A 26,235-nucleotide genomic window follows, 5' to 3' on the forward strand; every position below is an offset into this window, starting at 1 on the left:
CGATGGCCGAGATCCGTGTTCAGAACCTGAGGAAGGCCTTCGGCGCATTCGTCGCCGTGCAGGATTCCAATTTCGTCGTCGAGGACGGCGAGTTCTTCGTCATGCTCGGCCCGTCCGGCTGCGGCAAGACGACGACGCTGCGCATGATCGCCGGTCTCGAGCTGCCGACCGGCGGCAAGATCCTGCTCGGCGGCGAGGACGTCACCATGCGCCGGGCGCGCGAGCGCGACATCGCCTTCGTCTTCCAGCTCTTCGCGCTCTACCCGCACATGAATGTGCGCAAAAATATCGGCTTCCCGCTGCTGGCGCAGGGCATGCCCTCGGCCGAAATCCGCAGCCGCGTCGAAGAGACGGCGAAGCTGCTGCGCATCGACCATCTGCTCGACAAGTCCGTCTCCGGCCTTGCCGGCGGCGACCGGCAGCGCGTCGCGCTCGGCCGCGCCATCGTGCGGCGGCCGAAATGTTTTCTCATGGACGAGCCGCTCGGCACGCTCGATACCGAGTTCCGCGATCTGATGGTGCATGAACTGCGCGAGCTGCACAACCGCATCCATGCGACCACGGTCTATGTCACGCATGACCAGATGGAAGCGATGTCGATGGCCGACAAAATAGCGGTGATGAATCACGGCGTCATCGAACAGTTCGGCACGCCGCGCGAAATCTACGACCGGCCGGCAACCATGTTCGTCGCCGATTTCATCGGCTCGCCGCCGATGAATTTCCTGAAATTCGGCGGCGGGCTCGCCAGGGGCGCTAAGGAGATCGTCGTGCAGGGCGCCAAGGTGGCGGTGCCGGAGGTACGCGAGGATGTGGCACCCGCCGACATGGCGCTCGGCATCCGGCCCGAGCACATCCGCTTCGACGATGGCTCGAAGCTGCGCGGCGCGATCTACGGCACGGAATATCTGGGCACCACGCAGATCGTCGCCGTGGAGACGGCCGACGGCATCATCAAGGCGCGGGTGCCGGCGGGCATCCATCTCAGCCCCGGCGAACAGGTCGGGCTGACGCTAAGCAGCGGTCGGCTGTCGCTGTTCGAGAAGGGTTCCGGCCGCGCGGTCAGGACCGCCATGCATGATCAGGCAGCGGAGGCGCGCCATGGCTGATGTCCGTATCCAGGGCGTGACCAAGAGTTTTGGCGACACCGTTGCGATCAGCGATCTCGACCTCGTTATCAAGGACGGCGAATTCGTCGTGCTGCTCGGGCCGACCGGCGCCGGCAAGACGACGACGCTCAGGCTGATCGCCGGACTGGAACGACCGGACAGCGGCACGATCCACATCGGCGGCCATGACGCGACGGCGCTGTCGCCAGCAGAACGCGACACCGCCTTCGTCTTCCAGCAATATTCGCTCTATCCGCATCTTTCGGTGTTCGACAATCTCGCCTTCCCGCTGCGCTCGCCGGCGCGGCGGTTTCCCGAAGAGGCTGTGCGGCGGCGCGTCGAGGAAGTCGCGCGCATGGTGCGCATCGACCACAAGCTCGACAACCGCTCGACAAAACTGTCGGGCGGCGAGATGCAGCGCGTCGCCATCGGCCGCGCCCTGGTGAGGAAGCCCGCGATCTACCTGATGGACGAGCCGCTGTCCTCGCTCGACGCCAAGCTGCGCGCCAATCTCAGGCTCGAGCTCAAGCGCATCCAGTCCGAGCTCGGCGCCACGATGCTCTATGTCACGCACGACCAGATCGAGGCGATGACCATGGCCGACCGCATCGGCATCCTCGCCGATGGCATGTTGGTGCAGATCGGCACGCCGCGCGCGATCTATTCTGAGCCGGCTAATCTTCATGTGGCGGCGCGCCTTGGCCAGCCGGCGATCAACCTCTTGCCGGCCGGGCTGCTGCCCGACGGCGACGCGCCGGCCGGAACGACGACGATCGGCGCGCGCACCGAGCATCTCGCGATCGAGAAGGCGATGAACGGCCATGCCGACGGGGTCGTCGACTGGGTCGAGCATTTGGGCGACCAGAACCACCTGCATGTGACGGTTGGGCCGAAGAAGCTGGTGACGCTCACCGATCCGGACACACCTTTAGCCAAAGGGGATAAGGTGACGATCCGCTACATAGCGCCGCTCTATTTCGGCTCGGACGGGCAAAGATTGATGTAGCCGGCTCGCGCATAAATTTGCAAACCGATTGACGACCGCAGATACGGACTGGACGAAATTCATGAAGCACTTTTTCAACCGCAAGGACACGATCGTCACCGAGGCGCTGGACGGCTTCCTCGCCACGGCGGGATCTGGCACGCTGGCCCGCCTCGACGGCTATCCCGAGATCAAGGTCGTGCTGCGCGCCGAGTGGGACAAGACGAAGGTGGCGATCGTTTCGGGCGGCGGCGCGGGGCATGAACCCTCGCATGCCGGCTTCGTCGGCGCCGGCATGCTAACGGCGGCCGTCTCCGGCGAGATCTTCGCTTCGCCGAGCGTCGAGGCGGTGCTGGCCGCGATCCGCGCGACGACGGGGGCAGCCGGCTGCCTGCTGATCGTGAAGAACTACACCGGAGACCGGCTCAATTTCGGACTGGCCGCGGAGAAGGCGCGTGCCGAGGGCCTTGCGGTCGAGATGGTGATCGTCGGCGACGATATCGCGCTGCCCGACATCGCGCAGCCGCGCGGCGTTGCCGGCACGTTGTTCGTGCACAAGATCGCCGGGCACCTTTCCGAAACCGGCCGGAACCTTGCATCGGTCGCTGCCGCGGCGCGCGCGGCGGCCAAGGACATCTTTTCGCTCGGCATCTCGCTTTCCTCCTGTTCGATCCCCGGACAGGCGCATGAGGAGCGCTTCGGCGCTGACGATGGCGAGCTCGGCCTCGGCATCCATGGCGAGCCGGGCGTCGAGCGCATCGCGCTGCAGAGCGCCGGGGCATTCGTCGCTGTGATGGCCGAACGCCTTGCCGCGCGGCTCGATCCCGGCAGCCATTATGCCTTGCTGATCAACAATCTCGGCTCGGTGCCGCCGCTCGAAATGTCTTTGATCGCCAACGCCGTCTTGTCGTCGCCGCTCGCCAAGGCCGTGACGCTGACGATCGGCCCCGGTCATCTGATGACGGCGCTCAACATGAACGGCTTCTCGCTGTCGCTGCTCAAGCTGAACGCGGAACGCGAGGCGGCGCTGCTGGCTCCCGTCGGCCCGCATGCCTGGCTGCCGGCGAAGCCGGTCCGTCAGCCGATCGTTGTCGCGATGGCCAAGCCTGGCATAGGCACAGCCATAAAGCCCGCCAGCCGCGATGCGGCCGCGGAGCGGCTGATTAGGGCCGTCTGCCAGAAGCTGATCGCGCTCGAAGAGCCGCTCAACGCGCTCGATACCAAGGCCGGCGACGGCGACACCGGCTCGACCGTGGCGACGGGCGCGCGCAGCATCCTCGAGCGCATCGACACCCTGCCGCTTGCCGACAAGGCCGCAACCGCCGCCGCCATGGGCGATACGCTGGGCACCTCGATGGGCGGCTCCAGCGGCGTGCTTTTGTCGATCTTCTTCACCGCCGCCTCGCGGTCGCTCGGCACCGGCGCATCGCTCGGCAAGGCCTTGCTCGCGGGGCTCGACCGGATGACCTTCTATGGCGGCGCCAGGGTCGGCGACCGCACGATGGTCGATGCGCTGGAGCCGGCGCTGAAAGCCTTTGACGCAAGCGGGCTGGAAGCAGCGGCAGAAGCGGCGCGGCAAGGCGCCGAGGCAACCGCGGCGATGCGGAAGGCGAAGGCCGGCCGTTCCGCCTATATCGGCAGTCAGCTTGACGTGGCGGATCCCGGCGCCTTCGCGGTCGCCGAAGTTTTCGCTGCCCTGGCGGCTCTGTTCGCCCCGGCATGAAGGACAGACAATGGCCGCAGCCGATTTCTCCCGATTGATGGCGGCGGCGGCCGATACGATCGCGGCGCATGCCGAGGAATTGACCGCGCTCGACCAGGCGATCGGCGACGGCGATCACGGGCTGAACATGAAGCGCGGCTTCGAGGCGGTGCGCGCCGAGGCCGACGCCTTCGCGGCGAAACCGCTGCCCGACGCGCTGAAGGCGGTCGGCACCAAGCTGGTGATGACCGTGGGCGGTGCCTCCGGCCCCTTGTTCGGCACCTTGTTCATGGCGCTCGGCAAGGAGCTGCCCGCTGCCCCGGATCGCGACGGGCTGACGGCGGCGCTGGGCAAGGCGATCGAGGCGGTGGCGGCGCGCGGCAAATCGCAGCCGGGACAAAAAACCATGCTCGACGTGCTGCAGCCGGTGTATGAGGCACTGGCGCAAGGCAAGACGGCTGGCGAGATCGCCGACGCAGCCGACAAGGCCGCGGAGGCCACGGTGCCGATGAAGGCCCTGCGCGGGCGCGCCTCCTTCGTAGGAGAGCGCTCGATCGGGCATATGGATGCCGGGGCGCGCTCGACCGCGCTGCTGGTGCGCGCAGTCGCGGAAGCCATAGAGGGCAATTGATGAGCAATGTCGGGATCGTCATCGTGTCGCATTCGCCCCTGGTCGCCGAGGGCACGGCCGACATGGTGCGCCAGATGGTGGGCGACGAAGTGCCGCTTGCATGGTGCGGCGGAAACGGCCATGGCGGGCTCGGCACCAGCGTCGAGGCGATCATGGGCGCGATCGACAAGGCCTGGTCGGAAGCGGGCGTCGCCATACTGGTCGATCTCGGCGGCGCCGAGACCAACTCGGAGATGGCGGTCGAAATGATCGGCGAGCCGCGCTCCCAGAAGATCGTCGTCTGCAACGCGCCGATCGTCGAGGGCGCCGTGATGGCTGCAACCGAATCCTCCGGCGGCGCCTCGCTCAAGGAAGTGGTGGCGACCGCGCATGAATTGTCGCCGTCGTGAACGAACGGGAACCGACTGAATGTCCGCATCCGCCGAAGCAACGGTCCTGATCACCCACGCGGTGGGACTGCACGCGCGCCCTTCGGTGAAGTTCACCAAGCTCGCCAAGTCGTTCGCGGCCGAGGTGGAAGTGGCGGTGGCCGCCAACGGTCCCTGGTTCGACGCCAAGAGCATCGTCAAGGTGATGGCGGCCAAGGCGCCGAAGGGCACCATGCTGCATATCCGCGCTAAGGGCGAGGGCGCGGCCCAGGCGGTGAAAGCGCTGGTCGATCTGGTGCAGCGCGACTTCGACGAGGACGCGGATCATGCCCGGTCCGCTTGAGACCGATCTGCATGACGGCAGGCCCGCAAGGAATGCGAGCCATGCGGGCTGAGGGTATCCCTGCCTCTCCCGGTTACGCCGAAGGCCCGCTGTTCGACCTCGATCAGCCTCCGGCCAGCTACAAGGCCAAGGCCAGCGCCGAGAAAGAACAAGCCGCATTGGTGAGCGCAATCGGCAAGGCCGTCGGCCGGCTGGCGGCGCTGGTCGAAACCGCCGATGGCGACGCCGCCGGCATCCTCGAATTCCACATCGCCATGCTCGAGGACGACGCATTGAGCGGTCCGGCCTTGGCGGCGATCGGCTCCGGGCAGCCGGCGGATGTCGCCTGGCGGACCGCGCTGGACAGCGAGATCGCCGGCTACGAAGCGTCGGACCAGGACTATTTCCGTGCCCGCGCCGCGGATTTGCGTGACATCCGCGACCAGGTGCTGCGCGCGCTGAGTCAGGACAGCGAGGCCGTGGCACCCCCGGGGGCGATCCTCTACGGCGACGACATGGCGCCGACGCGCTTCCTCGAAACAGATTGGAGCGAGGGCGGCGGCATAGCGTTGAGGTCCGGCAGCACCGCCAGCCACGTCGCGATGTTGGCACGCTCGCGCGGCGTGCCCATGGTCGTCGGTCTCGGCGACGAGGCTGAAACGCTCACCGGTGTCGCGCTGCTCGACGCGGAACACGGCAGGATCATTTTCTCGCCGTCCCAGGCCGAGATCGAAGCCTTCCGGCAATCCGCCTCCTCCTTCGCCGACCGGCTGGGCGCGGCGAAGACATTCCTGACTGAGCCGGCGGTGACCAGGGCCGGCACCGCCGTGCGCGTCCAGGTCAACATCGCCTACCCTTCCGACGTCGACGGTATCGATATCGCCACCTGTGACGGCGTCGGCCTGATGCGGACCGAATTCCTGTTCGGCAAAACGCTGCCGGACGAGGAGACGCAATACCGTGCCTACCGCAAGGTGCTGGAATGGGCCGGCGACAAGCCGGTGACCATCCGCACCGTCGATGCCGGCGGGGATAAGCCGGTGCCGGGTTTCACCATCGAGGAAACCAACCCGTTTCTCGGCCTGCGCGGTATTCGGCTCTCGCTTAAGCGGCGCGACATTTTTCGCGTGCAGATACGGGCATTGCTGCGCGCCGCCATCCACGGCAATCTGAAGGTGATGTTCCCGATGATCGCCACGCCTGAGGAGTACAGCCAAGCCGCCGCGCTGTTCGCCGAAGAAGAAGCCGCGCTTGCCGCGCAGGGCGTGGCGCACCGGCTTCCGCCGCTCGGCATCATGGTCGAGGTGCCTTCGGTCGCGCTGGCGCCCGAAGATTTCGCCGATGTCGCCTTCTTCTCGGTCGGCTCCAACGACCTGACGCAATATGTGATGGCGGCCGCGCGAGACAACGCAGCCGTGGCGCATCTCAACACCGCGCGCCATCCGGCGGTGCTGCGGCTGATTGCTGCGATCACCGCCTTCGGACGAGCGAAAGGTATTCCGGTCAGCCTATGCGGCGACGCGGGCGGCGATCCGGCAGCCATCCCGGCGCTGATCGAGGCGGGCTTGCGCGACTTATCGGTCGCCCCTGCGCAACTCGCCATGGCCAAGGCGGCCATCGCCGACGTTGCGGTGTAGACGCGGCATGGCCAAGACCGAGAAGATATCGGAAACAGGCTCGGAAGAGGCGATCCGCGCCTATAAGACGATCCTGTCGCAGGTCATCGACCAGCGCCCGTCGGGCATGCGCCAGCGCCTTGCCGATGCGCTCGGCAAGCACCGCAGCTTCGTCACCCAGATCTCGAGCCCGGCCTATTCGATCCCGATCCCATCAAAGCATCTGCCTTCCATCTTTTCCGTCTGCCACTTCAGCCAGGCCGAGCGCGACCAGTTCATGGCCGCCTATCACCAGGCGCACCCCGGCAAAGCGCCCGCGGCCTCAGGGCCGCGCAAGACACGCCATGTCTCGCTCATCGTGCCGGATTTCGGCGACGACAGGCAGAACGCCGCGCTCGACCGGGCGATCAACGAATTCATCCAGAAGATAACCAGCATCGCCGGCAAGGGCAGCGGCTGAGCAAGAGCAAGTCCAGGAAGTATGTCGCGGTTTTCCGTTCGGGATTGCGTAAACTGAAGACAGTCGGGAGGACCGTCATGAAGAAATTCATCAATTCGGTGGACACGGTGCTGGCCGAAAGCCTCGATGGCTTTGCGGCGGCTCATGCCGATATCCTCGTGCTCGGAGACGACCGCAAATTCATCCGCCGCAGGGCGTTGAAGCCCGGCAAAGTGGCGCTGATCTCGGGCGGCGGCTCCGGCCACGAGCCGCTGCATGGAGGTTTTGTCGGCCACGGCATGCTGGACGCCGCCTGCCCCGGCCAGGTCTTCACCTCGCCGACGCCCGACCAGATGCTGGCGGCCGTTGAGGCCGTCGACACCGGCGCCGGCTGCCTGTTCATCGTCAAGAACTATGAGGGCGATGTGATGAATTTCGACATGGCGGCAGAAATGGCGGACGGCGTGCTGCAAGTGGTGACCAATGACGACGTCGCGGTCGAGAACTCGTCCTACACGACCGGACGGCGCGGGGTGGCCGGCACGCTGGTGGTGGAAAAGATCGTCGGCGCGGCGGCCGAGCAAGGCATGGCCCTGCCCGATCTCAAGGCGCTGGGCGAGCGCGTCAATGCCGCGACGCGCTCCATGGGCGTGGCGCTGACCAGCGGCACGGTGCCGGCCGCCGGCAAGCCGACCTTCGAGATCGGCGATGGCGAGATGGAATTCGGCGTCGGCATCCATGGCGAGCCCGGCCGGCGCCGCGACGCATTGAAGAGCGCCGATGCCATCGCCGAGGAGGTCTGCGCGGCGATCGCCGGAGACCTTGGCGACCGCGCCAAAGGACCGGCGCTGCTGTTCGTCAACGGCTTCGGCAGCACGCCGTCGATGGAGCTCTATCTGATGTACAACAGCGCCCGCAGGATGTTCGAGAAGCAGGGCGTGACGGTGGTCCGCTCGCTCGTCGGGTCCTATGTCACCTCGCTCGACATGGCGGGATGCTCGATCACGCTGACCATGCTGGACGACGAAACGTCAACATTATGGGACGCGCCGGTACACACAGCGGCGCTGCGCTGGGGCATTTAGAGGCGCAAGGAAAGCTGCGAACCTGGCTTAGGCAGGTGTTTTCGAGGCAACGGCTACTACAGTGGACAGCTTACCTGCCTTGCGCAGAACTGGCGCTTGATATTGCTTCTTGGTCATTTTCATGCCTCCGACTCCAGGTCGTGAGAATGCGGCAAGCTATTCACACTGTCAATTCATGCGTGAGCTTCGCCCTCTCGCTGCTGGCGTCCCTGATGCTTTTCTGCAACCATATCCGCCATATCTGTCTTCTATAACCAATCCCGACCAGATTTGATGCTGCCATCTCTTGCCCCCGCCGATGAAAAACTGCTGCTGACCTTCGCCGACCCCGAGGCACCGGCTGCTGTCGGCAGGGATGTTGCGGCTAAAACTCTGCTGGCGCTGCTCGTCAACGCCCAGTTTCACGGCGTGCTGCCGATCATGCTGCGCAAACTCAGGGAGATCGGTGGCGCTCGACTGCCGCAGGACCCAACCCTGCAGCGGAGACTGTCGGAGTTGCGCGACGAGGCGACGATGGCGACCGGCCAATCGATGCTGCTGCAATATCACGGCGACCGCATCATGAAGGCGCTGGCGGCAAAGGGCGTGCCGGCCCGGATCGTCAAGGGGCCGGTGTTCGCGCGCAAGCTCTATAGCCAGGTTGCGGACCGTCCCTTCACCGACATCGACATTCTCGTCGATCCCGCCAGCATCGAGGCGGCCAACCGGACGATCGGCGAATGCGGCTTCGAGCTCGGCAGCGACGAGCCCCGGTCGCATGAACTGCAGGAATTCAAATGGCTGGAGAAAGAGAACTCCAGCCTGCTGGTCGAATTGCATGGCAATCTGGTGCACGACACCGGCATGCGCAGACGCCTGTCGCTTGGCTTCCGCGAGTTGCAGGCAATCGACGGCAGCGAAACCGACACGCCGGCCGCGCTGCTCACCATTGCCATCGTCCATGCCGCCGGCGGCCACAAGTTCCACCGCCTGCAGCTGTGCGTCGACGTGCTGCAAGGCGTGCGGGCGCTGAAATCGCCCCAAGCGGAAGCGCGGCTGCTCGATGCCGCCCGGATGACCGGCATCGAGCTCGAGCTGGCCACGGTCCTCAACGTCACCGGACGCCTGTTCGCCGCGCCGCGCGCGATCGAGCTCGCCGACCGCATCAAGCCGGACCTCTCGATCCGACTGGCCAAATGGCTGATCACCGGCAACATGCTGCTTCGGGTCAATTCTCGCGAGAAGCTGCGCTCGCGCCTCAGCCGCGATGCCTTCCGCTGGGTCCAGAGGCTGGCACGGCCGCGACCATATCCAGCCTGAGCTCGGCATGGAGAAACCGCTCTCGGCCGTATTCATCACCGAGGTTTCGTCCGTCACCGCGCCAATGCTTGCGCGCTGGGCAAATGACGGCCACCAAATCGCTGCCGTGGTCGTGCCGGGGCCACGTGCCGGCAAGCGCTTCAGCTTCAGTACCCTGCGCCGCCGCCTTCGGCGACGGTTTACGTTGATATCTCATTCCAGACACGCCACGCCACCGCTGATCGAATTCAGCCCGCCGCATGATTGGGATGCGCTCGGGCGGGAGCTCAGCGTGCTCGGCGCCGATCTTCTGATCTGTTTCGGATACGGCAAGCTGATCCCGCGAACCGCGCTGGAGCTGTTCCCAAAGGGTGGCCTCAACCTGCATCCCGCGCTTCTGCCGCACTATCGCGGCCCGCATCCGATTCACCGCCTAGTTATCGACCGGATGCATGAAGCCCATGGCGGCGTGACCTTGCACAAGATGACATCCGGCTTCGATGAGGGCGATATCCTGGCGCAGGTCGGTTTTGCAGCAGAGGATTGGCGTTCGGCCGCAACGGTGAACCGGGCCCTGGCCGACGCGATGGCCGTGCTCGCGGCGGATATCGCGCCCGAGTTTTGCCGGGGCAGGCTTGCCGGAATGCCTCAGCCGGATGGGGCATATGTCTGGGCACGCATCGAGCCCGGTCCGTTGATCGTCGGCACGCAATCGTCAAGCGACCATGTCGCGCGGCTGTGCCGGGTCGTCGGGTCGAGTGTTCCGGTCAGTGTGCTGATCAACGGAAGGCCGGTCCGGCTGGCTCAGCCGATCCGCCGCCTGGGACCACCCAGCGGCGAAGCGGCGAAATGCCGATGGGGACTGGTGGAGTTCGACTGCGCCGACGCGCGCGTCGTCCATCTGGCTTACAACAAGCTGTCCAAGCTGTTGCTGCGACGGCAGTCGAAACCCCGCCATGGCCGGTGGAAGCAGCGATCCTTCGACATCCGGCGTTTCGGCGCGAAGGACTGAGCGCGCGTCAACTTGGCAGCGCAGCCTGGATCAACGCAGCCGCATCCGCGGGACTTGCCCCGACTTCCAGCGTGAAGGTCGGCACCGCCTTCACCAGGGCCGCGATGGTCGCCATGCGCCTTTTCTGCAGCGACAGCAGGCCGGTCATGCCGGTGCGCACGTTGTCGGTAGCCAAAGCCACCATGGCGTCGGTCCTGGCCATCGGCAGCAGCCGGGTCTCGGCGTCTGCCGAGCGCGCAAGGTGCAGGAGCGCAGCGACGGGCCTGGCGCGCACATCCTCGACACGAATGATTTCGCCGAGGCGGTCCAGCGAAACGGATTGCTCGCCCTCGGGGTCCCATTTTTCGCCGAGGCAAGGGGCAACGAAGGGCAGCATCGCCGCCGTGTTGCGATGGACCTTCACCCTGCGCGGCATGCCCCAGGCCATAATGCTCTGCGTCCTTGCATTGAGGATCATGACGTCGTCAGAGCAGAGGCCGAAGCCCCGCGACGCAAGTGCCAGCGACGTCGTCGACTTGCCGATGCCGCTTGGCGCATGGATGAGAACAAGGCCGTCCTTTCCAGGCAAAGTAAGACCCGCGGTGTGCAGCATGTGCTGGCCGTCCGCATCGAGCGCCGCATCCAGCACCATCACCAGCAGCGTCCACTTGATCTTGCTGTCCGGACGAAGACGGATTTCGGCCCGGCGCTCGCCGTCGCGGATCGACACCGTCTGCTGGCCCGGAAAGACGAGGTGGAAGACGCTTCCGGCGTCAATCATGCGGCAATGGCCGTCCAGCGGAACCTCGCCTTCGAAAGCCAGTTTTCCTTCGGGGTTTTCCGGCAACTCAAGCGTTTCGACGATGTCGACGAGAAAACCGGGCGGGACGGGCTCGTTCACGCGCAGGGTGCCGAGCATCAGGTCGAAGCTCGGCCACAGATCGGCACGCGCGGCGGTGATGCCAATGACCTGGCCGTTGAGGTCGTAGCGGAAAGTCTGATCGGTCAAGCGGCTGGCGCCTTCATCCTGGCCGGGTGGCGGTAGATCTCCACCATGCCGGGCTGGCTGTCGCTGACCACCGGCTTGCCGTCGAGGCAGACCCAGCAATGCGCCGACAGGCGAGGCTCGTGCATCGAGCTGGCATCGACGCCGAAACGCAGTTCCGGGTCGAGGCCGGCCATGCGCAGAAAACGAAAACCGAGCAGGCCTTCCCGAAGGCATCTGCGGTCGCGCATCAGCCAAGGGCGCCGCACCGTTCGTTTGACGCGATGGACGATGTAGGCCCAGGGCAAGTCGCGATAGGGCGCAGGCGACTGCAGCGGCGCCAGTTTCAACACGCTTTCGAAATCGCGCCGGCCCACCAGCACCGGCATCAGCCGGGCGCTGAGCCACAAATGGGCGCGAAACAGGACGCGCAGGACCAGCCCGTCGGCCATCACGCGCCCGGGTCGGCGAGGATGCCTTCGGCCACCAGCTCGGCGGCCAATTCGGCCATGTCCTGGTCGAGCGTCGCCTTGTCGATCTCGAATTCGTCCGACAGCAGGTCGACGATCTGGTTGAGGTTACGCGCGCCGTTCACCTTGTCGAGAAAAGCCTCGGTCGTGTCGTTGCAGGTGTAAAGCTGGCCGCTTCGCGCCAAAAGCACGACGGCGCCATCGCCGACATGCTGCACGGAGGCGTCGTCCGCCATCCGCAGCACCGTTTCAGAGCCAATCTCAGCCAAGCGCCCGCTCCCCTTCGCCCGGGAGGAAATAGCGCGCCAACCTTGCGCTGTCTATCATCTCGCGCCGAAGTTGCGCAGTTGCGGCGGCCGTCTTGCGGCGAATGGCCGAAGCGTCAGCCGATCGGACCGCTTGCGAGCGCCATGACATGCGACAGCTTCTCGCGCTTGATCAGCACCGGCTTTTCGTAAGTTTTCTTCATGAGAATCCCCCAAGGAACAATCCACGGCATCAGCATGACGGGTAACCTCGCCCACTGTCAAGCCGGCGGCCAGGCCGCCAGGGTTGCCTTCCTGCCGTTGGGTAAGCTATGAGTCCGCCGGCTTTGGGGAGTGATCTGTATGCGTTACAATTGGGAACGGGCTCCGACGGCGTTCGAGCGTCATCGGAAGGCGCTTGCGGCGGCCATCCTGATCGCGGGCGGTGTCGGGCTGATGCTGGCGGCGCTGCCGCTTTAAGCCGGCTGATATAGCGGACCGTGACGGCGGTCGCCTCGAGATAGGCGCCGGACGGAGCCGTTTACTGGCGATGTCGACCAAAATGCAGGAAGACATGGCCGGCAAGAACGACTTGAAGCGTTTCGCCCTTCACAGAACGGCGAACCGCTCCATCTCCTTGTTTTTACGCATTCCGGACGGAAACCGCTTCACACTTTTTCCTGGAATTGCTCTAGGCTATTCCCAGACGCAGAATGTCCCTGAGAGGAATGTCTATGGCCTCACGCTACCATGAAGTCTATGAGGGTTGGAAACGCGACCCCATAGGATTCTGGGCCGGGGCGGCGAAGGCGATCGACTGGTATAGGCCGGCCGACAAGGTCTTCGATCCGACAGAAGGCGTCTATGGCCGCTGGTTCGTCGGCGCCACCTGCAACACCTGCTCCAATGCAATCGACCGCCATGTCGCGGGCGGCCGCGCCGACCAGCTGGCGCTGATCCATGACAGCGCGATCACCGGCACGACCCGAAAATTCACCTATGCCGAATTGAAGCGCGAGGTCGTCGCGCTGGCTTCGGTGCTGAGGCATCGCGGCATCGGCAAGGGCGACCGCGTCATCATCTACATGCCGATGGTGGCGGAAGCGGCCATCGCCATGCTCGCCTCAGCGAGGCTGGGCGCAGTGCATTCGGTGGTATTCGGCGGCTTCGCCTCGCATGAGCTCGCCACCCGCATCGACGACGCCAAGCCGAAGCTGATCATCACCGCCTCTTGCGGCCTGGAGCCCGGACGCACGGTCGCCTACAAGCCCTTGCTCGACAAGGCGATCGAGATGTCGAAGCACAAGCCCGACGCCTGCCTGATCCTGCAGCGCGAGCAACTGCGCTGCGAGATGAAGGACAATTACGATTTCGACTATGCGGACGCGGTGGCGCGTGAACGTGCGGCCGGCGCCAATGTCGACTGCGTGCCGGTGCTGGCCACCGACCCGCTCTACATCATCTACACCTCCGGCACCACCGGCCAGCCGAAAGGCATCGTGCGCGACAATGGCGGCCACATGGTCGCGCTGAAATGGACCATGGACAATGAATTCGGTGTCAAGCCGGGCGAAGTGTTCTGGGCGGCTTCCGACGTCGGCTGGGTGGTCGGCCATTCCTACATCGTCTACGGGCCGCTTCTGCATGGCTGCACCAGCGTGCTGTTCGAAGGCAAGCCGATCGGCACGCCGGACGCCGGCACCTACTGGCGAGTGATCTCTGAGCATAGCGTGGTGGCGCTGTTCACCGCGCCGACCGCGTTCCGCGCCATCAAGGGGCAGGATCCCAAGGGCGAGTTCGTGCCGAAATACGACTTGTCGAAATTCCGCACTTTGTTCCTGGCCGGCGAGCGCGCCGATCCCGAAACCATCAAATGGGCGGAGCAGAAGCTCGACCGTCCGGTCATCGACCATTGGTGGCAGACCGAAACCGGCTCGCCGATGACGATCAATCCGGCGGGCCTCGGGCTTCTGCCGGTGAAATACGGCTCGCCCGGTGTGCCGATGCCGGGCTACGACATCCGCATCCTCGACGATGCCGGACACGAGGTGGCGCGCGGCACGCTCGGCAATGTAGTGGTCAAGCTGCCGCTGCCAGCCGGCTGCCTGCCGACGCTGTGGAATGCCGATGCCCGCTTCCGCCAGGCATACCTCGAAGAGTTCCCCGGCTGCTACAAGACGGCCGATGCCGGCATGATGGACGAGGACGGCTATCTCTATGTGATGGCCCGCACCGACGACATCATCAACGTCGCCGGCCACCGTTTGTCTACCGGCGCCATGGAAGAGGTGCTGGCGGCCCACCCCGACGTCGCCGAATGCGCGGTCATCGGCATTGCCGATGCCATGAAGGGCCAGGTGCCTCTCGGCTTCGTCGTGCTCAATGCCGGCGTGTCGCGCGATACCGCAGCGATCGAAAGCGAAGTGGTGGGGCTGGTGCGCGAGCGGATCGGCCCGGTTGCCGCCTTCAAGACCGTGGTGACGATCAAGCGGCTGCCCAAGACCCGTTCCGGCAAGATCCTGCGCGGCACAATGCAGAAGATCGCCGACAAGGAGGAATGGACGATGCCGGCGACCATCGACGATCCGGCGATCCTCGACGAGATCGCTGCGGCGCTAAAAGGACGCGGCATCGGCCTGTAGCCGCCCGGCGGACGGCCGCGTTAAGGAAGAGTTCACGAATTTATCCCGCACTGCAATCGCTTGTTGTGCAACGCAGCAATAGACTTTAAGTTTGCATTGGGGGGCCATACCGAAGGCACGGCATGGCTCAGCACAAGACGACATTCGGCGGCGTCGACATACTGCGATTCCTGGCTGCCGTCATGGTGATGTTTTATCATTGGCTTCTGGGTGTGGGCCTTCCCCGACGGCATTTCGGCCCGCGCCACCGGGGGTATCCCGCCCCATCCCGAAATGGTTTTTGCCGGCTCCGGCTGGGTCGGCGTGCAGGTGTTCTTCGTCATCAGCGGTTTCGTCATCGCCTTCAGTGCCGAGAACGCGACGCCGCTGAAATTCTTCGAGGCGCGCTTCAGGCGGCTGGTGCCAGCGGTCTGGATCTGTACGCCGATCTCCGCGATTGTCCTGCTCACGGTCGGCCTCTCCTGGCCAACGGACGCCGTGATCCGCCTCGTCCGCACCGGGCTGTTCGTGCCCTTCGAGCCGTGGGTGGACAGCGTCTATTGGACGCTCGGCATCGAGATCGCGTTCTATGCCATCGTCTGGGCCCTGCTGCGGCTCGGCCGTTTCGACCTGATGGAACGGGTAGCCATCGTCATCGGCCTGGCGAGTACGCTGTTCTGGTGTGCGTATTTCGCCTTCGGCTGGACCGATCTCGCCGAGACGCGCTGGCTGCAGCTGGCGCTGGTGCATCACGGCGCGTTCTTCGCCGTCGGCGTGCTTTTGTGGCTGATGCGCTTCAAGGCAACGACCCTGCCGCGCCTTGCTTTCACGACCCTCTTCCTGTTCGCTGGCGCGCTGCAGATCGCGAGTTCGGTCGACGTGCACGCCCTCAAAGTCGAGGCCGTCATGCCTTACGCGGCGCCGATCATTATCTTCCTGACGGCTGTCGCGCTGATGGCGTGGTCGCTGCGCCTCGACCTTTCCTGGCCCGGCTGGCGGCGGATCGGGCTGATGACCTATCCGCTTTATCTCATCCATGATGTCGTCGGCGCGGCGATGCTCGGCGCCCTGGTGAGCGCCGGCGTGCCCTATCTGGCCGCTATTCCCGTCGTCGGCGCCGCCATGATCGCGGTGAGCTGGCTGATTGCGGCGGAGGCCGAGCCGCGCATCCGGCTGCTCTTCGACCACACGCTGTTCCGCTACCGGTTGAAGGCCGCCTGACGACGCGACTGCCGATCGCGCGCCGGTGTGGAATTGTTTGCATTCGGCATGATATCGAGGCGCAGATCAGTGCAAGTAGCCGAGCCTCAATCCGTGAATCTTTTCCAACGATCGAGACGCCCTCGACCCGCGCCACGCGAGCGCCTCGTCATGGACATGCGCGACACGGTCGTCTACGCGATCGGCGACGTGCATGGCTGCCATGACGAGCTGCGCACGCTGGAGCAAAATATCCAGATCGATGCGCAGCGCTTCCGCGGCCGCAAGATCATCATCATGCTGGGCGACTATGTCGACCGCGGGCCGCATTCGCGGCGCGTGATCGACCATCTGATGGCGCCGCCGCCGAAGGGCTTCCAGCGCATCTGCCTCGTGGGAAACCATGAAGTCGCGCTGCTCCTCTATCTGGACGGTCACCTCTCACGTGAAACCTGGCTCGGCTATGGCGGCCGCGAAACCCTGTTCTCCTATGGCCTCGACCCTGACCGGTTGATGAGCGTCTACGGTTCGAGCGAGCAGGCGGATGCGCGCATACGCGAGGCCATTCCAGCCAGCCATGTCGATTTCCTGCGCACGTTGCCGGCGATGGTCTGCTCCGACCAATTCGTCTTCGTGCATGCCGGCATCCGGCCCGGCATCGCGCTCGAGGCGCAGGACGAGGGCGATCTCCTCAACATCCGCGAGGAGTTCTTCCAGACGGCGCATCGCCTCGACCGCTGGGTGGTGCACGGTCACACGATCGTCGACGCTCCGACGCTCGACGGACGCCGGCTCGACATCGATACCGGCGCCTTTCAAACGGGACGGCTGACCGCGCTCAGGATCGTCGGCAAGTACGGACGGCTGCTATCTTCAAGAGATTAGACTAGGGACAAGCGCCTCAAGCAGCTTGCTTCGCGCGCATCTCCGACTTCTCCAGATAGTAGCTCGAATAGCGGTCGAAGAACCTTTCCGAACCGCCGAGCGAACCGTATTTGGCCAGCTTTTTCAGATCGACCTTGTTGAGCACCGCGCCGATCACCTTGTTGGCGATATAGGGCTCGGATTCCAGCATCGAGCGCACCATGTTGCGGGGCGTGCGGCCCCATTCGGTGACCAGCACGAAGCCGTCGACCAGCGGCGCGAAGGCCTTGGCGTCGACGACCGGGCCGAGCGGCGGCAGGTCGACGATGATGTATTCGAACGTCTCCTTGGCGTTCTCGATGAAGCGCCGCATGCCGGCCGAGCCCAGAAGCTCGCTGGTGTGCGAGAACTGGCCGCGCAGCACGGCGGGAATGATCGCTAGCTTGGTCTGGCGGTCGACCTTGCCGACCGACTGCCAGGTCTGGCCGTTGACCACCGCTTCCATCAGGCCCTGCTCGGCCTCCATGCCGAGGCTGCGGCTCAAGCCCGGATTGCGCAGGTCGCCGTCGATGAGCAAGGTCTTGGCGCCGTTCGCAGCGAGCAGGCCGGCGAGATTCGCGGCCACCGTCGACTTACCCTCCCCGGGCAGCACCGAAATGACGCCGATCACCCGGCTGCCGCGGTCTTCCATCACCACGTCGAACGCGATCTTGGCGTTGCGCAGCGTCTCGGCGAACATCGAGGCCGGAGCGTCGATGCTGACACGCATGCGCGCCCGCCTCTCAGCCGCGGAGAGACTGGCCACCTTGCCGTCGGCCGGCAGGTCGTCGGCTTTGGTATCCTTGGCCTTGCCGCCGCCGATCGTCGGCAGATAGCCGAGGAATTTCAGGCGGACGCGGTCACGAATGTCCTCGCCCGTCCTGAAGAAACGCTCGTTGAACTCGTTGAGGCCACCGAAGCCGGCGCCAAGCATCAGGCCGAGCACCAGCGACAGCGCCAGCACGCGCAAGGTGCGCGGGCTGGAGGCCGCGAGCGGCATCGACGCGTCGGAAATGATGCGGACCTTGCCGACCGGGAAGGACTGCTGCTGCGAGGCTTCCTCATAGCGGCTGAGGAAGGTCTGGTATAGCGTGGTCAGTGCCTGCGCCTGCTGGTCGAGCTCCTTCAGCTTCACCTGCGACTGGTTGTCGATCGAGCTCTTGCCGGCGGCGGTGGAAATCTTGTCGCGCAATGCCTTCTCGCGCGCCTGCGCCACTTCGAAATCGTTGCGGTAGCTTTCGGTGAGCTGCTTCAGCTGGCCGAAGATCTGCGCCGAGACGTCGGCTTTTTCCTTGGCCAGCGCGACCGCCTGCGGGTGATCCTTGCCGAAATTCGTCTCGACGTCCTGCAGGCGCTTGGCGATGGCCAGATAGCGGGTCTTGAGCGCGATGATGACCGAGCTGCTCGGCTGATCCGAACCGATGGCCGAATCGTTGAAGGCACTTTCGGAGCCGCTGTCGACGATCGCCTTGTATTGCTGGTAGCGGGCGCTGGCCCTGGCAGTATCGGCCTGGGCGACGATGAGCTGCGCGTTGAGATCGGCGAGCTGCTTGTCGCTCAGCAACTGGCCGTCGCTGTTGGCGGAGAGCCCATGTTCGGCCCTGAACTTCTCGACCGCCATCGCAGCTCGCTGGGAACTTTCGCGCAACTCGGTGAGCCGGCCCTGCAGCCACAAGGCCGCGCGCTCGGTAGCGTCGAAGCTGGCGTTGAGCTGGTCCGCCAGATAGGCATCGGCATAAGCCTTGGTGATGGCCGTGGCCAGAGCTGGATCCGGCGCCTGGTAGCCGATCGAAATCACGTAGCTGCGGCCGTTGCGCTGCGCCAGCACCTCGCTCTGCAGCTTCAGCACGGCATAGTCGTGCTGCGCCGTCTTGATCATGGCCTGGCGCGTCGCCTCGTCGACATTCTCAATGCCGGGAATGTCGTTCGCCGAGCTGCTGCGGAAATATCCGACCACGCCGCGCAGGAAGCTGACGCCCTTGGCCAGAGCCGACTGAGGCGGGTTCATGAACGCATCATTTTGGTCGAGCTTCAACTTGTCGACCACCACCGACGCCAGGCGCGCGGAGGTCAGGATTTCGATCTGGCTGAGCAGCGAAGCGTCGGTCTGCATGGTTTGCGACGCCGCCGAAATGTCGTCGACGACCTTGTTCAGGCCCTCGTCGATCAGGACGCTCGCCACGGACATATATTGCTTGGGCGTCGTCTGCAGATAGATCACGCCCAGAAACAGGCCGATGGCGGCGCAGACCGCCACGACCTTGGCCTGTCGGGCGGCCATGCCAAGCAGACGCTCGACATCGATGAAGTCTTCACCCTTTTCCGATTCGGTGCTGGGCAACGGCGTTCTCTTGTCGAGAGGGAAGTTGGCATAGTTCATAGTCGGTCCAATTCCAGGTTGCAGGCGCTATCGGCCTTGGTAGATCGGCGTCGTGACCAGAAAAGACCGCGCAACGTTGTTGCCAGGATGCGCCGGGCCGGAAGGCCCGGGCGCTGGTGTGGCTGTCGCGCCATCGCGAAACCGCATATGCACCCGAAAGATGGGCATTATGCGGCTACTTCCCGGCGCTCATGCGACCGGACAAATTGCTGCAGCATCTCGAAGACAGGGTCCTTCATGTCGTCGCGCGCCAGGGCGAAGGCGATGGTGGCCTCGATGAAGCCCTCCTTGGAGCCGCAGTCGAACATGCGGCCATAGAAAGGCTGGGCATAGAAAGGCTGGCTCTGAGCCAGGCGCACCATGGCGTCGGTGAGCTGGATTTCGTTGCCGGCGCCGCGCTGCTGGTTGCCAAGCAGGGCGAAGATCTCCGGCTGCAGCACATAGCGGCCGTTGATGTAGAAATTCGACGGCGCCTTGGCTGGCGCCGGCTTTTCAACCATTGCCGTGATCTCGAAGCCGGAGCCGACCTCGTCGCCGCGGCCGACAATGCCGTATTTGCTGGTTTCGGCGGGGTCGCAGCGCTCGACGGCGATCACATTGCCGCCGGTCCGCTGATAGAGATCGACCGTCTCGGCGAGGCAGCCGCGCGCGCCGAAGGAAACCATGTCGGGAAGCAGCAGCGCGAAAGGCTCATTGCCGATCACGTCGCGCGCGCACCATACGGCGTGGCCGAGGCCCTGCGGCGACTGCTGTCGGATGAAGGAGGTGGCGCCGGCCTCCGGCAGCAGGCTTTCCAGCGATTCGAGTTGCGCCTTCTTGCCGGTCTGCTCCAGCGTGCCGATCAGTTCAGGATGCAGGTCGAAATAGTCCTCGATGACCGCCTTGTTGCGGCCGGTGACGAAGACGATGTGCTCGATGCCGGCCTCGAACGCCTCGTCGACGGCATATTGCACGACAGGCTTGTCGACGACGGGCAGCATCTCCTTCGGCAACGACTTGGTCGCCGGCAGGAACCGCGTTCCGAGCCCCGCCACCGGAATGACTGCCTTCCTGACTTTCTGCATCTGATATTCCTTCTGACAGAAAAGATTTCTACCTAATCGCTGGCTATAAAAACGCCCGCATGCTTCGTCTCCCCGCCCCGACGGCAAAGCTGTGCCGCAACTCTTCTGATCCGGACCGCGATAGGCATGCTCATATGCCTGATCGCGGCCGGATCCCTGAGCGCCGCGCCGATCGCCTTGAGCGGCGCACGCGCCTTGATGTGTTGAACAAGGGACAGGAACGACGACGCCTTGCGCAGGCTGCGGCCACGCCTGGCGAAGGCCGCCTTTGCGCTGCTGTCCATGGGAAATGCCGCCGCGAAGGCAGCGTCGGCGCGCGTCATCGCCTCGACGTGATGCAATTCGAGCACCCGTGAGATCGAGCCGGTGCGAATGTGATAGACATAGCCGACGGTCGGCTCGACCACGCAGCGGCCGCCGCTGGCCAGCGCGCTCGCCAGAAGAATGTAGTCCTCGCCGATGCGCAGCTTCTCGTCGTAGCGCAACCTGTTGTCGTCGAGGAAGCGGCGCTGGAAGATCGGCTTGAGATAGCCGAAATTGAAGCGCGACTCGAAGACCAGATTGCCGGCGATGTAGTCGGCCAGCGAGATTTCGCGCAGGCCCTCGAGATAGCTGGTTGGGAACATGATGTCGTCGGGCGTGCCGTCCTCGCGCACGACCTGCACATTGTCGACCGCAATCTGGGCGCCAGCCGCTTCGGCGCGGGAGATCATCGTGGCCAGGCGGTCGGGAAGAACCGCATCGTCGGAATCGAGCACCGCCACCCAACGGCCGCGCGCTAGGTCGAGGCCGGCATTGCGGGCGCCGCCCGGACCACGATTGGCGGGCAGCGCCACCACCTTGACGATATCTTGCGGATAGGCGCGCGCCACATCCAGCGTGCCGTCGCGCGACTGGTCGTCGACGACGATGACCTCGACGGTCACGCCGAGTTGCGCGATCGCGCCGGCGATGGCGCGGTCGAGAGTCGCTTCCGCGTTATAGGCGGCGATGACGAAGCTGACGTCAGGCTGCACGCTTGTTCCCTTGTTCTGGCGACGTGAGGCCGTATTGGCGGATTTCACGGACGCCGACCAAACCGCTGACGACACCAAGGTGCATAATGCCGCGCAGCACGCTGCGGTTCCGCCGCACCGGGCTGATCGCGGTCAAAATCGCCATGCCGAAGCAGTAAGCGGCCTTGGCGGAAGCCAGCCCGACCTGGCCGGCGCGGCGCAACCCGCCGGCGCCGCGCCCGATCAGATGCCCATGCGTCTGCCCAAAGCGGAAGCGGCGGCGGCGCAGCCAGTCGAACGCGGCCCTGGCGCGCGGCACGACCTCTTCGACGAAGGCTTGCGGAGCGAAGGCGATGCGGCCGCCGGCCTTGACCATGGCGTCGAAGAACTCGGTATCCTCGCCGCCGGTCTGGCCGCGTGCCAGGCTGAAGCGCCGGCCGCGCAGGCTCGCATCGGTCATTCTAAGCAGGACGTTGCAGGTGTAACCGGTGCGAATCTCGCCGCGCACCCAGACCGGCAAGGTGGAATGGAAGTCGCCCTTTTGCATCCAGTCCGGCGCATCGGGGCGGTAATGCGCCCGCACCGGACCGAGCACCGCCGCGGCGCCTGTGGCGTCGGCTGCCGCCATCAATTCGACCAGCCAGGAGAGCGACGCCGTCTCGTCGTCGTCGATGAAGGCGACGAAGTCCGAAACGCTGGCGTCGAGGCAGGCGTTGCGCGCGATCGAGATGTTGCGCGCCGGCGCGTGGCGATAGCGGATCGGCAGCTTCAGCTCCTCGGCCAAAGCCTTCACCAGTTTCTGCGCGCTGGGCTCGTCATCATTGTCGGCAATGACGATTCCGATGTCCAAACCCTTGGGCCTCTCGAGCGCGGCGACGGAGCGCAGCGTGTCGGCCAGCTCCGGCCGACGGAAAGTGCAGATGCAGATGTCGATCGAGCGCCCGGCCATCACGCCGCCTTGCGCTGCGAGCGGGACGTCAAAATTTGCTGCCAGAACCCGACGGACCAGCCGAAATGCATGACCATCGCAGAGACGCCGGCGAGCGCTATGCCGGCGTTGCGCTGGCGTATCGCCGTCACCAGGCCGTAACCGAGGCACACCGTCGCCCATAAGAGGAACGGCACCGCCGCCAGCCAATGGGCGAAGGAAAACAGGGCGAGCAGCACCACTGGCGCTACCAGCAACGGGATCATCTGCCGGACCTTCGGCACCATGCGGTGCTTCAGCACGTTCCTGGCGCGACCGCGGCCATAGCCGAGATACTGGAAATAGAGGCTCTTCAGCGTCGAGCGCGGATAATAGACCATCTGCGTCCTGCCGCTCATCCAGATGCGGTAGCCGGCCTGGCGCAGGCGGTAGTCGAGCTCGGCGTCCTCATTGTGGCTGAAGCTCTCGTCATAGCCGCCGACATGCCGGAAGGCGGCGATGCGCATCAGCGCGTGATGGCCGTGGTCGACCCATTCGCCCTCGGATATGTGCCGGTGCTTCGAGCCGCCAGTGCCGAGCTTGGAGTTTTGCGCCGCCGCCACGGCCTTCTGCACGGCGCCGGTGCCGGCAGTCAGCATCGAAACGACGATGGAATCGGCGCCGGTGGCAAGGGCTTCCTCAACCAGCCGGTCGCAATAGTCGTCCGGATAGCCGCCATGCGCATCGATGCGGATAAGGTAGTCGACGCCTTCGCCGAGACTCGCTACAGCGAGATTGATGGCGGCGCTCTGGAGGCGCTTCGGATTGGCGAGCAGGACGACCCGGGGATCCTTCGCCACGATGTTTTCGACGATGGCTTGCGTGCCATCCGTGCTGCCGCCGTCGGCGACGACGATGCGGCCGCCCAGCCGTGCCGCCGCGGGCTGCAATTGGTCGAGCAGGCCGCCGATATGGGCCGCCTCGTTGAGGCAGGGAATGACGATCAGGATCGATGGGGTCGCCTGCGCCATCGGTTCTTGTGCGCCCTCTGCCATCACGCCGCCGCCTCCGTCACAAAAGTTGATGGCAGGGCGGCGAGGCCGCGCAGCTTTTCGACGAAAGCCGCGCAGTCGCTGCGGTCGTAGCTCCAGGTGCGCGGATTGCGCGCCAGCACCCGCGACTTCAGGCCGTGATATCGATCCTGATCCATCTGGCCGAGCATCGCTTCGATGCCCTCGGGCGTGGCTTCGGACAGAAGCACGCCAATATCCTGCTGCTTCAGGAACCGGCCGGTTTCGGTGCCCGCCATCGAGATCGGCACGGCGCCGAAGCGGCAGCCCTCATAGAGACGGTTGGGAAGCAGCCATTCGGAATTCTGGCCGGCCTCGAAGAAATCGATCGCCCAGGAGAAATGCACCTGCCCGTAGATGGCCGCCATATCTTCCGGATTGCGGTAAGGGCCGCCGAACGAAAGCCACGGCTCGGCCTCGACGAAGCCGTGAAAGTCCGGAAATTCGGACAGCGCCGGACGTCCCCTGAGCACGACCTCGAAACGCCCCCCCTGCCGGCGGGTGAAGTCGGCGAGCAGCTCCAGCGAGCGGCGGCAGCGCAGCGCGCCGAACCAGCCGATGCGCCAGGGCGGCGCCGTCGGACCGTCGTCCTCGGAAGACTGCGCGGCGACGACGGATGCCATCTCGAAATATTTGTTCTCGATCAGCTCGACGGGTGCGACGATCTGCCCGAAAGGCTCGAAATAATTGGCGACGAAGGCTGGCGAGCTCGTCACCAGAAGCTTCACGTCGCGGGCGAGATGACGTTCGGCGCCGCGCAGCGTCCTGCCGACGAAATCGTCGCGCAGCACCAGGCGGTGGATATCGAGGCACTCATAAACGATCGGCACGTTTGTCCCGAGGGCGGCGTTGGCGCGGCGGGCCAGCGCCAGCATTTCAAGGTTACGCGGAATGATCAGATCGGGCCTGGGCATGGCGCCCAGCTTCGCGCCGATCGACATGGCTGCCTTGGCGACAGCACTCAGGCGCTGCGCGAATCGGCCGTCGCGCGTTGCGCCGAGGTCGACAGGCTCGATGCCTTCGATCTCAGCGACCGGGCTGGTGGTGCGGCGGAAGCCCGCCAGGGTGACCCTGGCGCCGCCTGCCTTGAGCATCTGTACCCTCCGGCGCACCGCCGGGTCGGAGACGTCATGCACAAGGTACAAGACATGCAGCATGTAACTCGACCGCTGTTGGCCCACCCATCGGGGATGCTAGTACAGCTTTTGCTGCATCGCAACAATTTTGGTGCGGCGTAGCAAACCGCCGCACATTTTTTGTTGCACTGCAAAAACGTCTTAAGGTAGCTTATAGATGGCGGTGGGCGCCGGTCACGGCGATGTCGGGCCGGTCGCAAGATCAGGGATCCTGAATTTGGAAACCAGTGCATTCGATCCGCCTGAGGGCTCTCTGCGCAAATCGGTCGGACGCGGCGCGGCCGTCACAGCGATCGCGCAGGGCGTGCGGGTGGCGACGCAGATCATCTCCGTCATCGTGCTGTCGCGGCTTTTGTCGCCGCAGGATTTCGGTGTCGTGGCGATGTGCGCGCCGGTGCTTGCCTTCATCGCGCTGTTCCAGGATTTCGGCCTGACCCAGGCGACGATCCAGAAGACCGGTATCCGTCACGAAGAGGTCAATTACCTGTTCTGGATCAACGTGGCCGTAAGCACCCTGCTTGCCTGTGTGCTTGCGGCTTCGGCGCCCGTGGTCGCCGCTTTCTATGGCGAGCCGCGCGTGACCGGCCTCGTCGCCGCCTTCGGCCTGCAGATCATCGCCTATGGCCTGGGAGCCCAGCATGTGGCGCTGCTGACCCGCCGCATGGAGTTCACGCGGCTGGCCATCATCGACATCGCCAGCGCCGTCCTCGGCGTCGCCGTCTCGATCCTCTGGACCTTCATCGATCGCTCCTACTGGGCGCTTTTCGCCGGCACGCTGGCAAGCGCCGTGCTGCCGACCCTGTGCTACTGGTACTCCTCGCGCTGGCGCCCGGGCCTGCCGCGCAAGGTCGACGGCATCGGCGCGCTGATCAATTTCGGCGCCGGCATCACCGGCTTCAACTTTGCCAATTTCTTTGCCCGTAACCTCGACAATGTGCTGATCGGCAAATACTGGGGCGAAGCGCAGCTCGGCCTCTATGACCGCGCCTACAAGCTTTTGCTTTTTCCGCTCAGTCAGATCACCAACCCGCTGGCGAAGGTGATGGTGCCGGCGCTGTCGCGGCTGAAGGATGAGCCGGACCGCTACCGCAGCGCCTATCTGCGCGTCATGCCGCTGATCCTGCTGGTGGCGCTTCCGGGCGTCGCCTTCGCCGCCGCCATGTCCGACACGCTCATTCCCTTCGTGCTCGGCGAGCAGTGGCGGGGAAGCGCGCCGATCTTCCTGGCGCTGGGCTTTGCCGGATTGCTGCAGCCGCTCAACAACCCCGCTGGATGGCTGTTCGTAAGCCAGGGCCGCTCGGGCGACTTCATGCGCTGGGGCATCGTCACCGCCGTGACCTCGGTGCTGGCCTTCGCCATCGGCCTTCCTTACGGGGCGCTGGGTGTGGCCGTCGCCTACGCGATCAGCGAATACATGCGCACGCCCTTCCTGTGGCTCTATGTCGGCAGACACGGACCGCTCAAGGCCAGCCATGTGTTTCGTGCGGCATTGCCTTTCGTGCTTGGCGCGCATCTGGCGTTCGGCGCGGTCTGGCTCGCCAAGCCGATGCTGCAGGCGCCGCCCGTCGTCGCGCTGGCCGCTGCCGCGGCGCTCTCCTATGTGGCCACCATCGTTGTCGCGCTGGCATTTAGCGCCGGCCGTGAAGCACTTCGCGAAGCGTTGCGGCTAATCCCGGCGCGGGGCTTCCTCGCCGCCCCGAGCGGGGCGAAATGAGCCCGCGCGACAGGCCGAT

The 26,235-nt window shown here is 65.1% G+C and carries 26 protein-coding genes; 16 read left to right on the top strand and 10 right to left on the bottom strand.

Going from position 1 to position 26,235, the window contains the following annotated elements:
* The first annotated feature begins 2 nt into the window (after positions 1 to 2).
* The 11 genes from LB553_RS06100 to LB553_RS06150 all read left to right on the top strand — a co-directional run bounded on the left by LB553_RS06100 (position 3) and on the right by LB553_RS06150 (position 10,547).
* Positions 3 to 1,109, top strand: a complete 1,107-nt coding sequence (locus LB553_RS06100; RefSeq protein ID WP_224511565.1) for an ABC transporter ATP-binding protein — start codon at positions 3 to 5, stop codon at positions 1,107 to 1,109.
* The gene (locus LB553_RS06105) at positions 1,102 to 2,115 is read left to right on the top strand and encodes an ABC transporter ATP-binding protein (protein WP_224511566.1); all 1,014 of its coding nucleotides are present in this window, start codon (positions 1,102 to 1,104) and stop codon (positions 2,113 to 2,115) included. The genes LB553_RS06100 and LB553_RS06105 overlap by 8 nt, the downstream gene beginning before the upstream one ends.
* A 61-nt stretch (positions 2,116 to 2,176) precedes the next feature.
* Positions 2,177 to 3,817, top strand: a complete 1,641-nt coding sequence (locus LB553_RS06110) for a dihydroxyacetone kinase subunit DhaK (RefSeq protein WP_224511567.1) — start codon at positions 2,177 to 2,179, stop codon at positions 3,815 to 3,817.
* A gap of 10 nt (positions 3,818 to 3,827) precedes the next feature.
* On the top strand, positions 3,828 to 4,427 hold the full coding sequence (gene dhaL / locus LB553_RS06115) for a dihydroxyacetone kinase subunit DhaL (protein WP_224511568.1): 600 nt from the start codon (positions 3,828 to 3,830) through the stop codon (positions 4,425 to 4,427).
* On the top strand, positions 4,427 to 4,816 hold the full coding sequence (gene dhaM, locus LB553_RS06120) for a dihydroxyacetone kinase phosphoryl donor subunit DhaM (protein WP_224511569.1): 390 nt from the start codon (positions 4,427 to 4,429) through the stop codon (positions 4,814 to 4,816). The genes dhaL and dhaM overlap by 1 nt, the downstream gene beginning before the upstream one ends.
* A 19-nt stretch (positions 4,817 to 4,835) precedes the next feature.
* On the top strand, positions 4,836 to 5,138 hold the full coding sequence (locus tag LB553_RS06125) for an HPr family phosphocarrier protein (RefSeq protein WP_224511570.1): 303 nt from the start codon (positions 4,836 to 4,838) through the stop codon (positions 5,136 to 5,138).
* A gap of 41 nt (positions 5,139 to 5,179) precedes the next feature.
* On the top strand, positions 5,180 to 6,754 hold the full coding sequence (gene ptsP / locus LB553_RS06130; RefSeq protein ID WP_224511571.1) for a phosphoenolpyruvate--protein phosphotransferase: 1,575 nt from the start codon (positions 5,180 to 5,182) through the stop codon (positions 6,752 to 6,754).
* Between the two features lie 7 nt (positions 6,755 to 6,761).
* A complete protein-coding gene (locus LB553_RS06135; RefSeq protein WP_224511572.1) occupies positions 6,762 to 7,193 on the top strand; it encodes a hypothetical protein in 432 nt (143 codons plus the stop codon).
* A 77-nt stretch (positions 7,194 to 7,270) separates the two neighbouring features.
* Positions 7,271 to 8,257, top strand: a complete 987-nt coding sequence (gene dhaK, locus LB553_RS06140; protein ID WP_224511573.1) for a dihydroxyacetone kinase subunit DhaK — start codon at positions 7,271 to 7,273, stop codon at positions 8,255 to 8,257.
* A gap of 273 nt (positions 8,258 to 8,530) precedes the next feature.
* On the top strand, positions 8,531 to 9,556 hold the full coding sequence (locus LB553_RS06145) for a nucleotidyltransferase family protein (protein ID WP_224511575.1): 1,026 nt from the start codon (positions 8,531 to 8,533) through the stop codon (positions 9,554 to 9,556).
* Between the two features lie 7 nt (positions 9,557 to 9,563).
* Positions 9,564 to 10,547: a formyltransferase family protein gene (locus tag LB553_RS06150; protein WP_224511576.1), complete on the top strand. Its 984-nt coding sequence runs from the start codon at positions 9,564 to 9,566 to the stop codon at positions 10,545 to 10,547.
* 7 nt (positions 10,548 to 10,554) lie between these two features.
* On the opposite strand, the gene LB553_RS06155 is transcribed toward LB553_RS06150, so the two are convergent.
* The 4 genes from LB553_RS06155 to LB553_RS06170 form a co-directional block, all read right to left on the bottom strand.
* A complete protein-coding gene (locus tag LB553_RS06155) occupies positions 10,555 to 11,535 on the bottom strand; it encodes a serine kinase (RefSeq protein ID WP_224511577.1) in 981 nt (326 codons plus the stop codon).
* Positions 11,532 to 11,963, bottom strand: a complete 432-nt coding sequence (locus LB553_RS06160; RefSeq protein WP_224511578.1) for a lasso peptide biosynthesis B2 protein — start codon at positions 11,961 to 11,963, stop codon at positions 11,532 to 11,534. Before LB553_RS06160 ends, LB553_RS06155 begins: the two co-directional genes overlap by 4 nt.
* Positions 11,963 to 12,250: a PqqD family protein gene (locus LB553_RS06165; RefSeq protein WP_071036424.1), complete on the bottom strand. Its 288-nt coding sequence runs from the start codon at positions 12,248 to 12,250 to the stop codon at positions 11,963 to 11,965. Before LB553_RS06165 ends, LB553_RS06160 begins: the two co-directional genes overlap by 1 nt.
* Positions 12,251 to 12,363: 113 nt before the next feature.
* The gene (locus LB553_RS06170; protein ID WP_224511579.1) at positions 12,364 to 12,486 is read right to left on the bottom strand and encodes a putative RiPP precursor; all 123 of its coding nucleotides are present in this window, start codon (positions 12,484 to 12,486) and stop codon (positions 12,364 to 12,366) included.
* 290 nt (positions 12,487 to 12,776) lie between these two features.
* On the opposite strand from LB553_RS06170, the gene LB553_RS06175 reads away from it, so the two are divergent.
* The 4 genes from LB553_RS06175 to LB553_RS06190 all read left to right on the top strand — a co-directional run bounded on the left by LB553_RS06175 (position 12,777) and on the right by LB553_RS06190 (position 16,932).
* The gene (locus tag LB553_RS06175; RefSeq protein WP_224511580.1) at positions 12,777 to 12,980 is read left to right on the top strand and encodes a hypothetical protein; all 204 of its coding nucleotides are present in this window, start codon (positions 12,777 to 12,779) and stop codon (positions 12,978 to 12,980) included.
* Positions 12,961 to 14,868 (top strand): propionyl-CoA synthetase, encoded by a 1,908-nt coding sequence (locus LB553_RS06180; protein ID WP_224511581.1) that lies wholly within the window; start codon positions 12,961 to 12,963, stop codon positions 14,866 to 14,868. The genes LB553_RS06175 and LB553_RS06180 overlap by 20 nt, the downstream gene beginning before the upstream one ends.
* A 210-nt stretch (positions 14,869 to 15,078) precedes the next feature.
* Positions 15,079 to 16,068 (top strand): acyltransferase family protein, encoded by a 990-nt coding sequence (locus LB553_RS06185; RefSeq protein WP_224511582.1) that lies wholly within the window; start codon positions 15,079 to 15,081, stop codon positions 16,066 to 16,068.
* A gap of 150 nt (positions 16,069 to 16,218) precedes the next feature.
* Complete coding sequence (locus LB553_RS06190; RefSeq protein ID WP_224511583.1) at positions 16,219 to 16,932, top strand: metallophosphoesterase; 714 nt, start codon at positions 16,219 to 16,221, stop codon at positions 16,930 to 16,932.
* A 16-nt stretch (positions 16,933 to 16,948) separates the two neighbouring features.
* Here the strand turns inward: LB553_RS06190 and LB553_RS06195 are convergent, their stop codons facing one another.
* From LB553_RS06195 to LB553_RS06220, 6 genes are all read right to left on the bottom strand, one after another.
* Positions 16,949 to 19,330 (bottom strand): polysaccharide biosynthesis tyrosine autokinase, encoded by a 2,382-nt coding sequence (locus LB553_RS06195; RefSeq protein ID WP_224511585.1) that lies wholly within the window; start codon positions 19,328 to 19,330, stop codon positions 16,949 to 16,951.
* Between the two features lie 167 nt (positions 19,331 to 19,497).
* Entirely contained in the window at positions 19,498 to 20,394 is an 897-nt protein-coding gene (gene galU / locus LB553_RS06200; protein WP_224511587.1) for a UTP--glucose-1-phosphate uridylyltransferase GalU, read from the bottom strand.
* Positions 20,395 to 20,426: 32 nt separating this feature from the next.
* Entirely contained in the window at positions 20,427 to 21,410 is a 984-nt protein-coding gene (locus tag LB553_RS06205; protein ID WP_412033271.1) for a glycosyltransferase family 2 protein, read from the bottom strand.
* Positions 21,400 to 22,338 (bottom strand): glycosyltransferase, encoded by a 939-nt coding sequence (locus LB553_RS06210; protein ID WP_224511588.1) that lies wholly within the window; start codon positions 22,336 to 22,338, stop codon positions 21,400 to 21,402. Before LB553_RS06210 ends, LB553_RS06205 begins: the two co-directional genes overlap by 11 nt.
* Entirely contained in the window at positions 22,338 to 23,327 is a 990-nt protein-coding gene (locus LB553_RS06215) for a glycosyltransferase family 2 protein (RefSeq protein WP_224511862.1), read from the bottom strand. Before LB553_RS06215 ends, LB553_RS06210 begins: the two co-directional genes overlap by 1 nt.
* 23 nt (positions 23,328 to 23,350) lie before the next feature.
* Complete coding sequence (locus tag LB553_RS06220) at positions 23,351 to 24,523, bottom strand: glycosyl transferase family 1 (RefSeq protein ID WP_224511589.1); 1,173 nt, start codon at positions 24,521 to 24,523, stop codon at positions 23,351 to 23,353.
* Between the two features lie 196 nt (positions 24,524 to 24,719).
* Here LB553_RS06220 and LB553_RS06225 point away from each other — a divergent pair, with 196 nt between their 5' ends.
* The gene (locus tag LB553_RS06225) at positions 24,720 to 26,216 is read left to right on the top strand and encodes a lipopolysaccharide biosynthesis protein (RefSeq protein ID WP_224511590.1); all 1,497 of its coding nucleotides are present in this window, start codon (positions 24,720 to 24,722) and stop codon (positions 26,214 to 26,216) included.
* Positions 26,217 to 26,235: the final 19 nt, after the last annotated feature.

The organism is Mesorhizobium sp. CA8 (assembly GCF_020164955.1).
In the GTDB taxonomy this organism is placed as follows: domain Bacteria; phylum Pseudomonadota; class Alphaproteobacteria; order Rhizobiales; family Rhizobiaceae; genus Mesorhizobium.

Bases quoted from the DNA above. Each gene is read 5' to 3' on its own strand.
- LB553_RS06100 (WP_224511565.1), top strand. From the start codon at position 3: ATGGCCGAGATCCGTGTTCAGAACCTGAGGAAGGCCTTCGGCGCATTC.
- LB553_RS06105 (WP_224511566.1), top strand. From the start codon at position 1,102: ATGGCTGATGTCCGTATCCAGGGCGTGACCAAGAGTTTTGGCGACACC.
- LB553_RS06110 (WP_224511567.1), top strand. From the start codon at position 2,177: ATGAAGCACTTTTTCAACCGCAAGGACACGATCGTCACCGAGGCGCTG.
- dhaL (WP_224511568.1), top strand. From the start codon at position 3,828: ATGGCCGCAGCCGATTTCTCCCGATTGATGGCGGCGGCGGCCGATACG.
- dhaM (WP_224511569.1), top strand. From the start codon at position 4,427: ATGAGCAATGTCGGGATCGTCATCGTGTCGCATTCGCCCCTGGTCGCC.
- LB553_RS06125 (WP_224511570.1), top strand. From the start codon at position 4,836: ATGTCCGCATCCGCCGAAGCAACGGTCCTGATCACCCACGCGGTGGGA.
- ptsP (WP_224511571.1), top strand. From the start codon at position 5,180: ATGCGGGCTGAGGGTATCCCTGCCTCTCCCGGTTACGCCGAAGGCCCG.
- LB553_RS06135 (WP_224511572.1), top strand. From the start codon at position 6,762: ATGGCCAAGACCGAGAAGATATCGGAAACAGGCTCGGAAGAGGCGATC.
- dhaK (WP_224511573.1), top strand. From the start codon at position 7,271: ATGAAGAAATTCATCAATTCGGTGGACACGGTGCTGGCCGAAAGCCTC.
- LB553_RS06145 (WP_224511575.1), top strand. From the start codon at position 8,531: ATGCTGCCATCTCTTGCCCCCGCCGATGAAAAACTGCTGCTGACCTTC.
- LB553_RS06150 (WP_224511576.1), top strand. From the start codon at position 9,564: ATGGAGAAACCGCTCTCGGCCGTATTCATCACCGAGGTTTCGTCCGTC.
- LB553_RS06160 (WP_224511578.1), bottom strand. From the start codon at position 11,963: ATGGCCGACGGGCTGGTCCTGCGCGTCCTGTTTCGCGCCCATTTGTGG.
- LB553_RS06170 (WP_224511579.1), bottom strand. From the start codon at position 12,486: ATGCTGATGCCGTGGATTGTTCCTTGGGGGATTCTCATGAAGAAAACT.
- LB553_RS06175 (WP_224511580.1), top strand. From the start codon at position 12,777: ATGTCGACCAAAATGCAGGAAGACATGGCCGGCAAGAACGACTTGAAG.
- LB553_RS06180 (WP_224511581.1), top strand. From the start codon at position 12,961: ATGGCCTCACGCTACCATGAAGTCTATGAGGGTTGGAAACGCGACCCC.
- LB553_RS06190 (WP_224511583.1), top strand. From the start codon at position 16,219: ATGGACATGCGCGACACGGTCGTCTACGCGATCGGCGACGTGCATGGC.
- LB553_RS06195 (WP_224511585.1), bottom strand. From the start codon at position 19,330: ATGAACTATGCCAACTTCCCTCTCGACAAGAGAACGCCGTTGCCCAGC.
- galU (WP_224511587.1), bottom strand. From the start codon at position 20,394: ATGCAGAAAGTCAGGAAGGCAGTCATTCCGGTGGCGGGGCTCGGAACG.
- LB553_RS06210 (WP_224511588.1), bottom strand. From the start codon at position 22,338: ATGGCCGGGCGCTCGATCGACATCTGCATCTGCACTTTCCGTCGGCCG.
- LB553_RS06215 (WP_224511862.1), bottom strand. From the start codon at position 23,327: ATGGCGCAGGCGACCCCATCGATCCTGATCGTCATTCCCTGCCTCAAC.
- LB553_RS06220 (WP_224511589.1), bottom strand. From the start codon at position 24,523: ATGCTGCATGTCTTGTACCTTGTGCATGACGTCTCCGACCCGGCGGTG.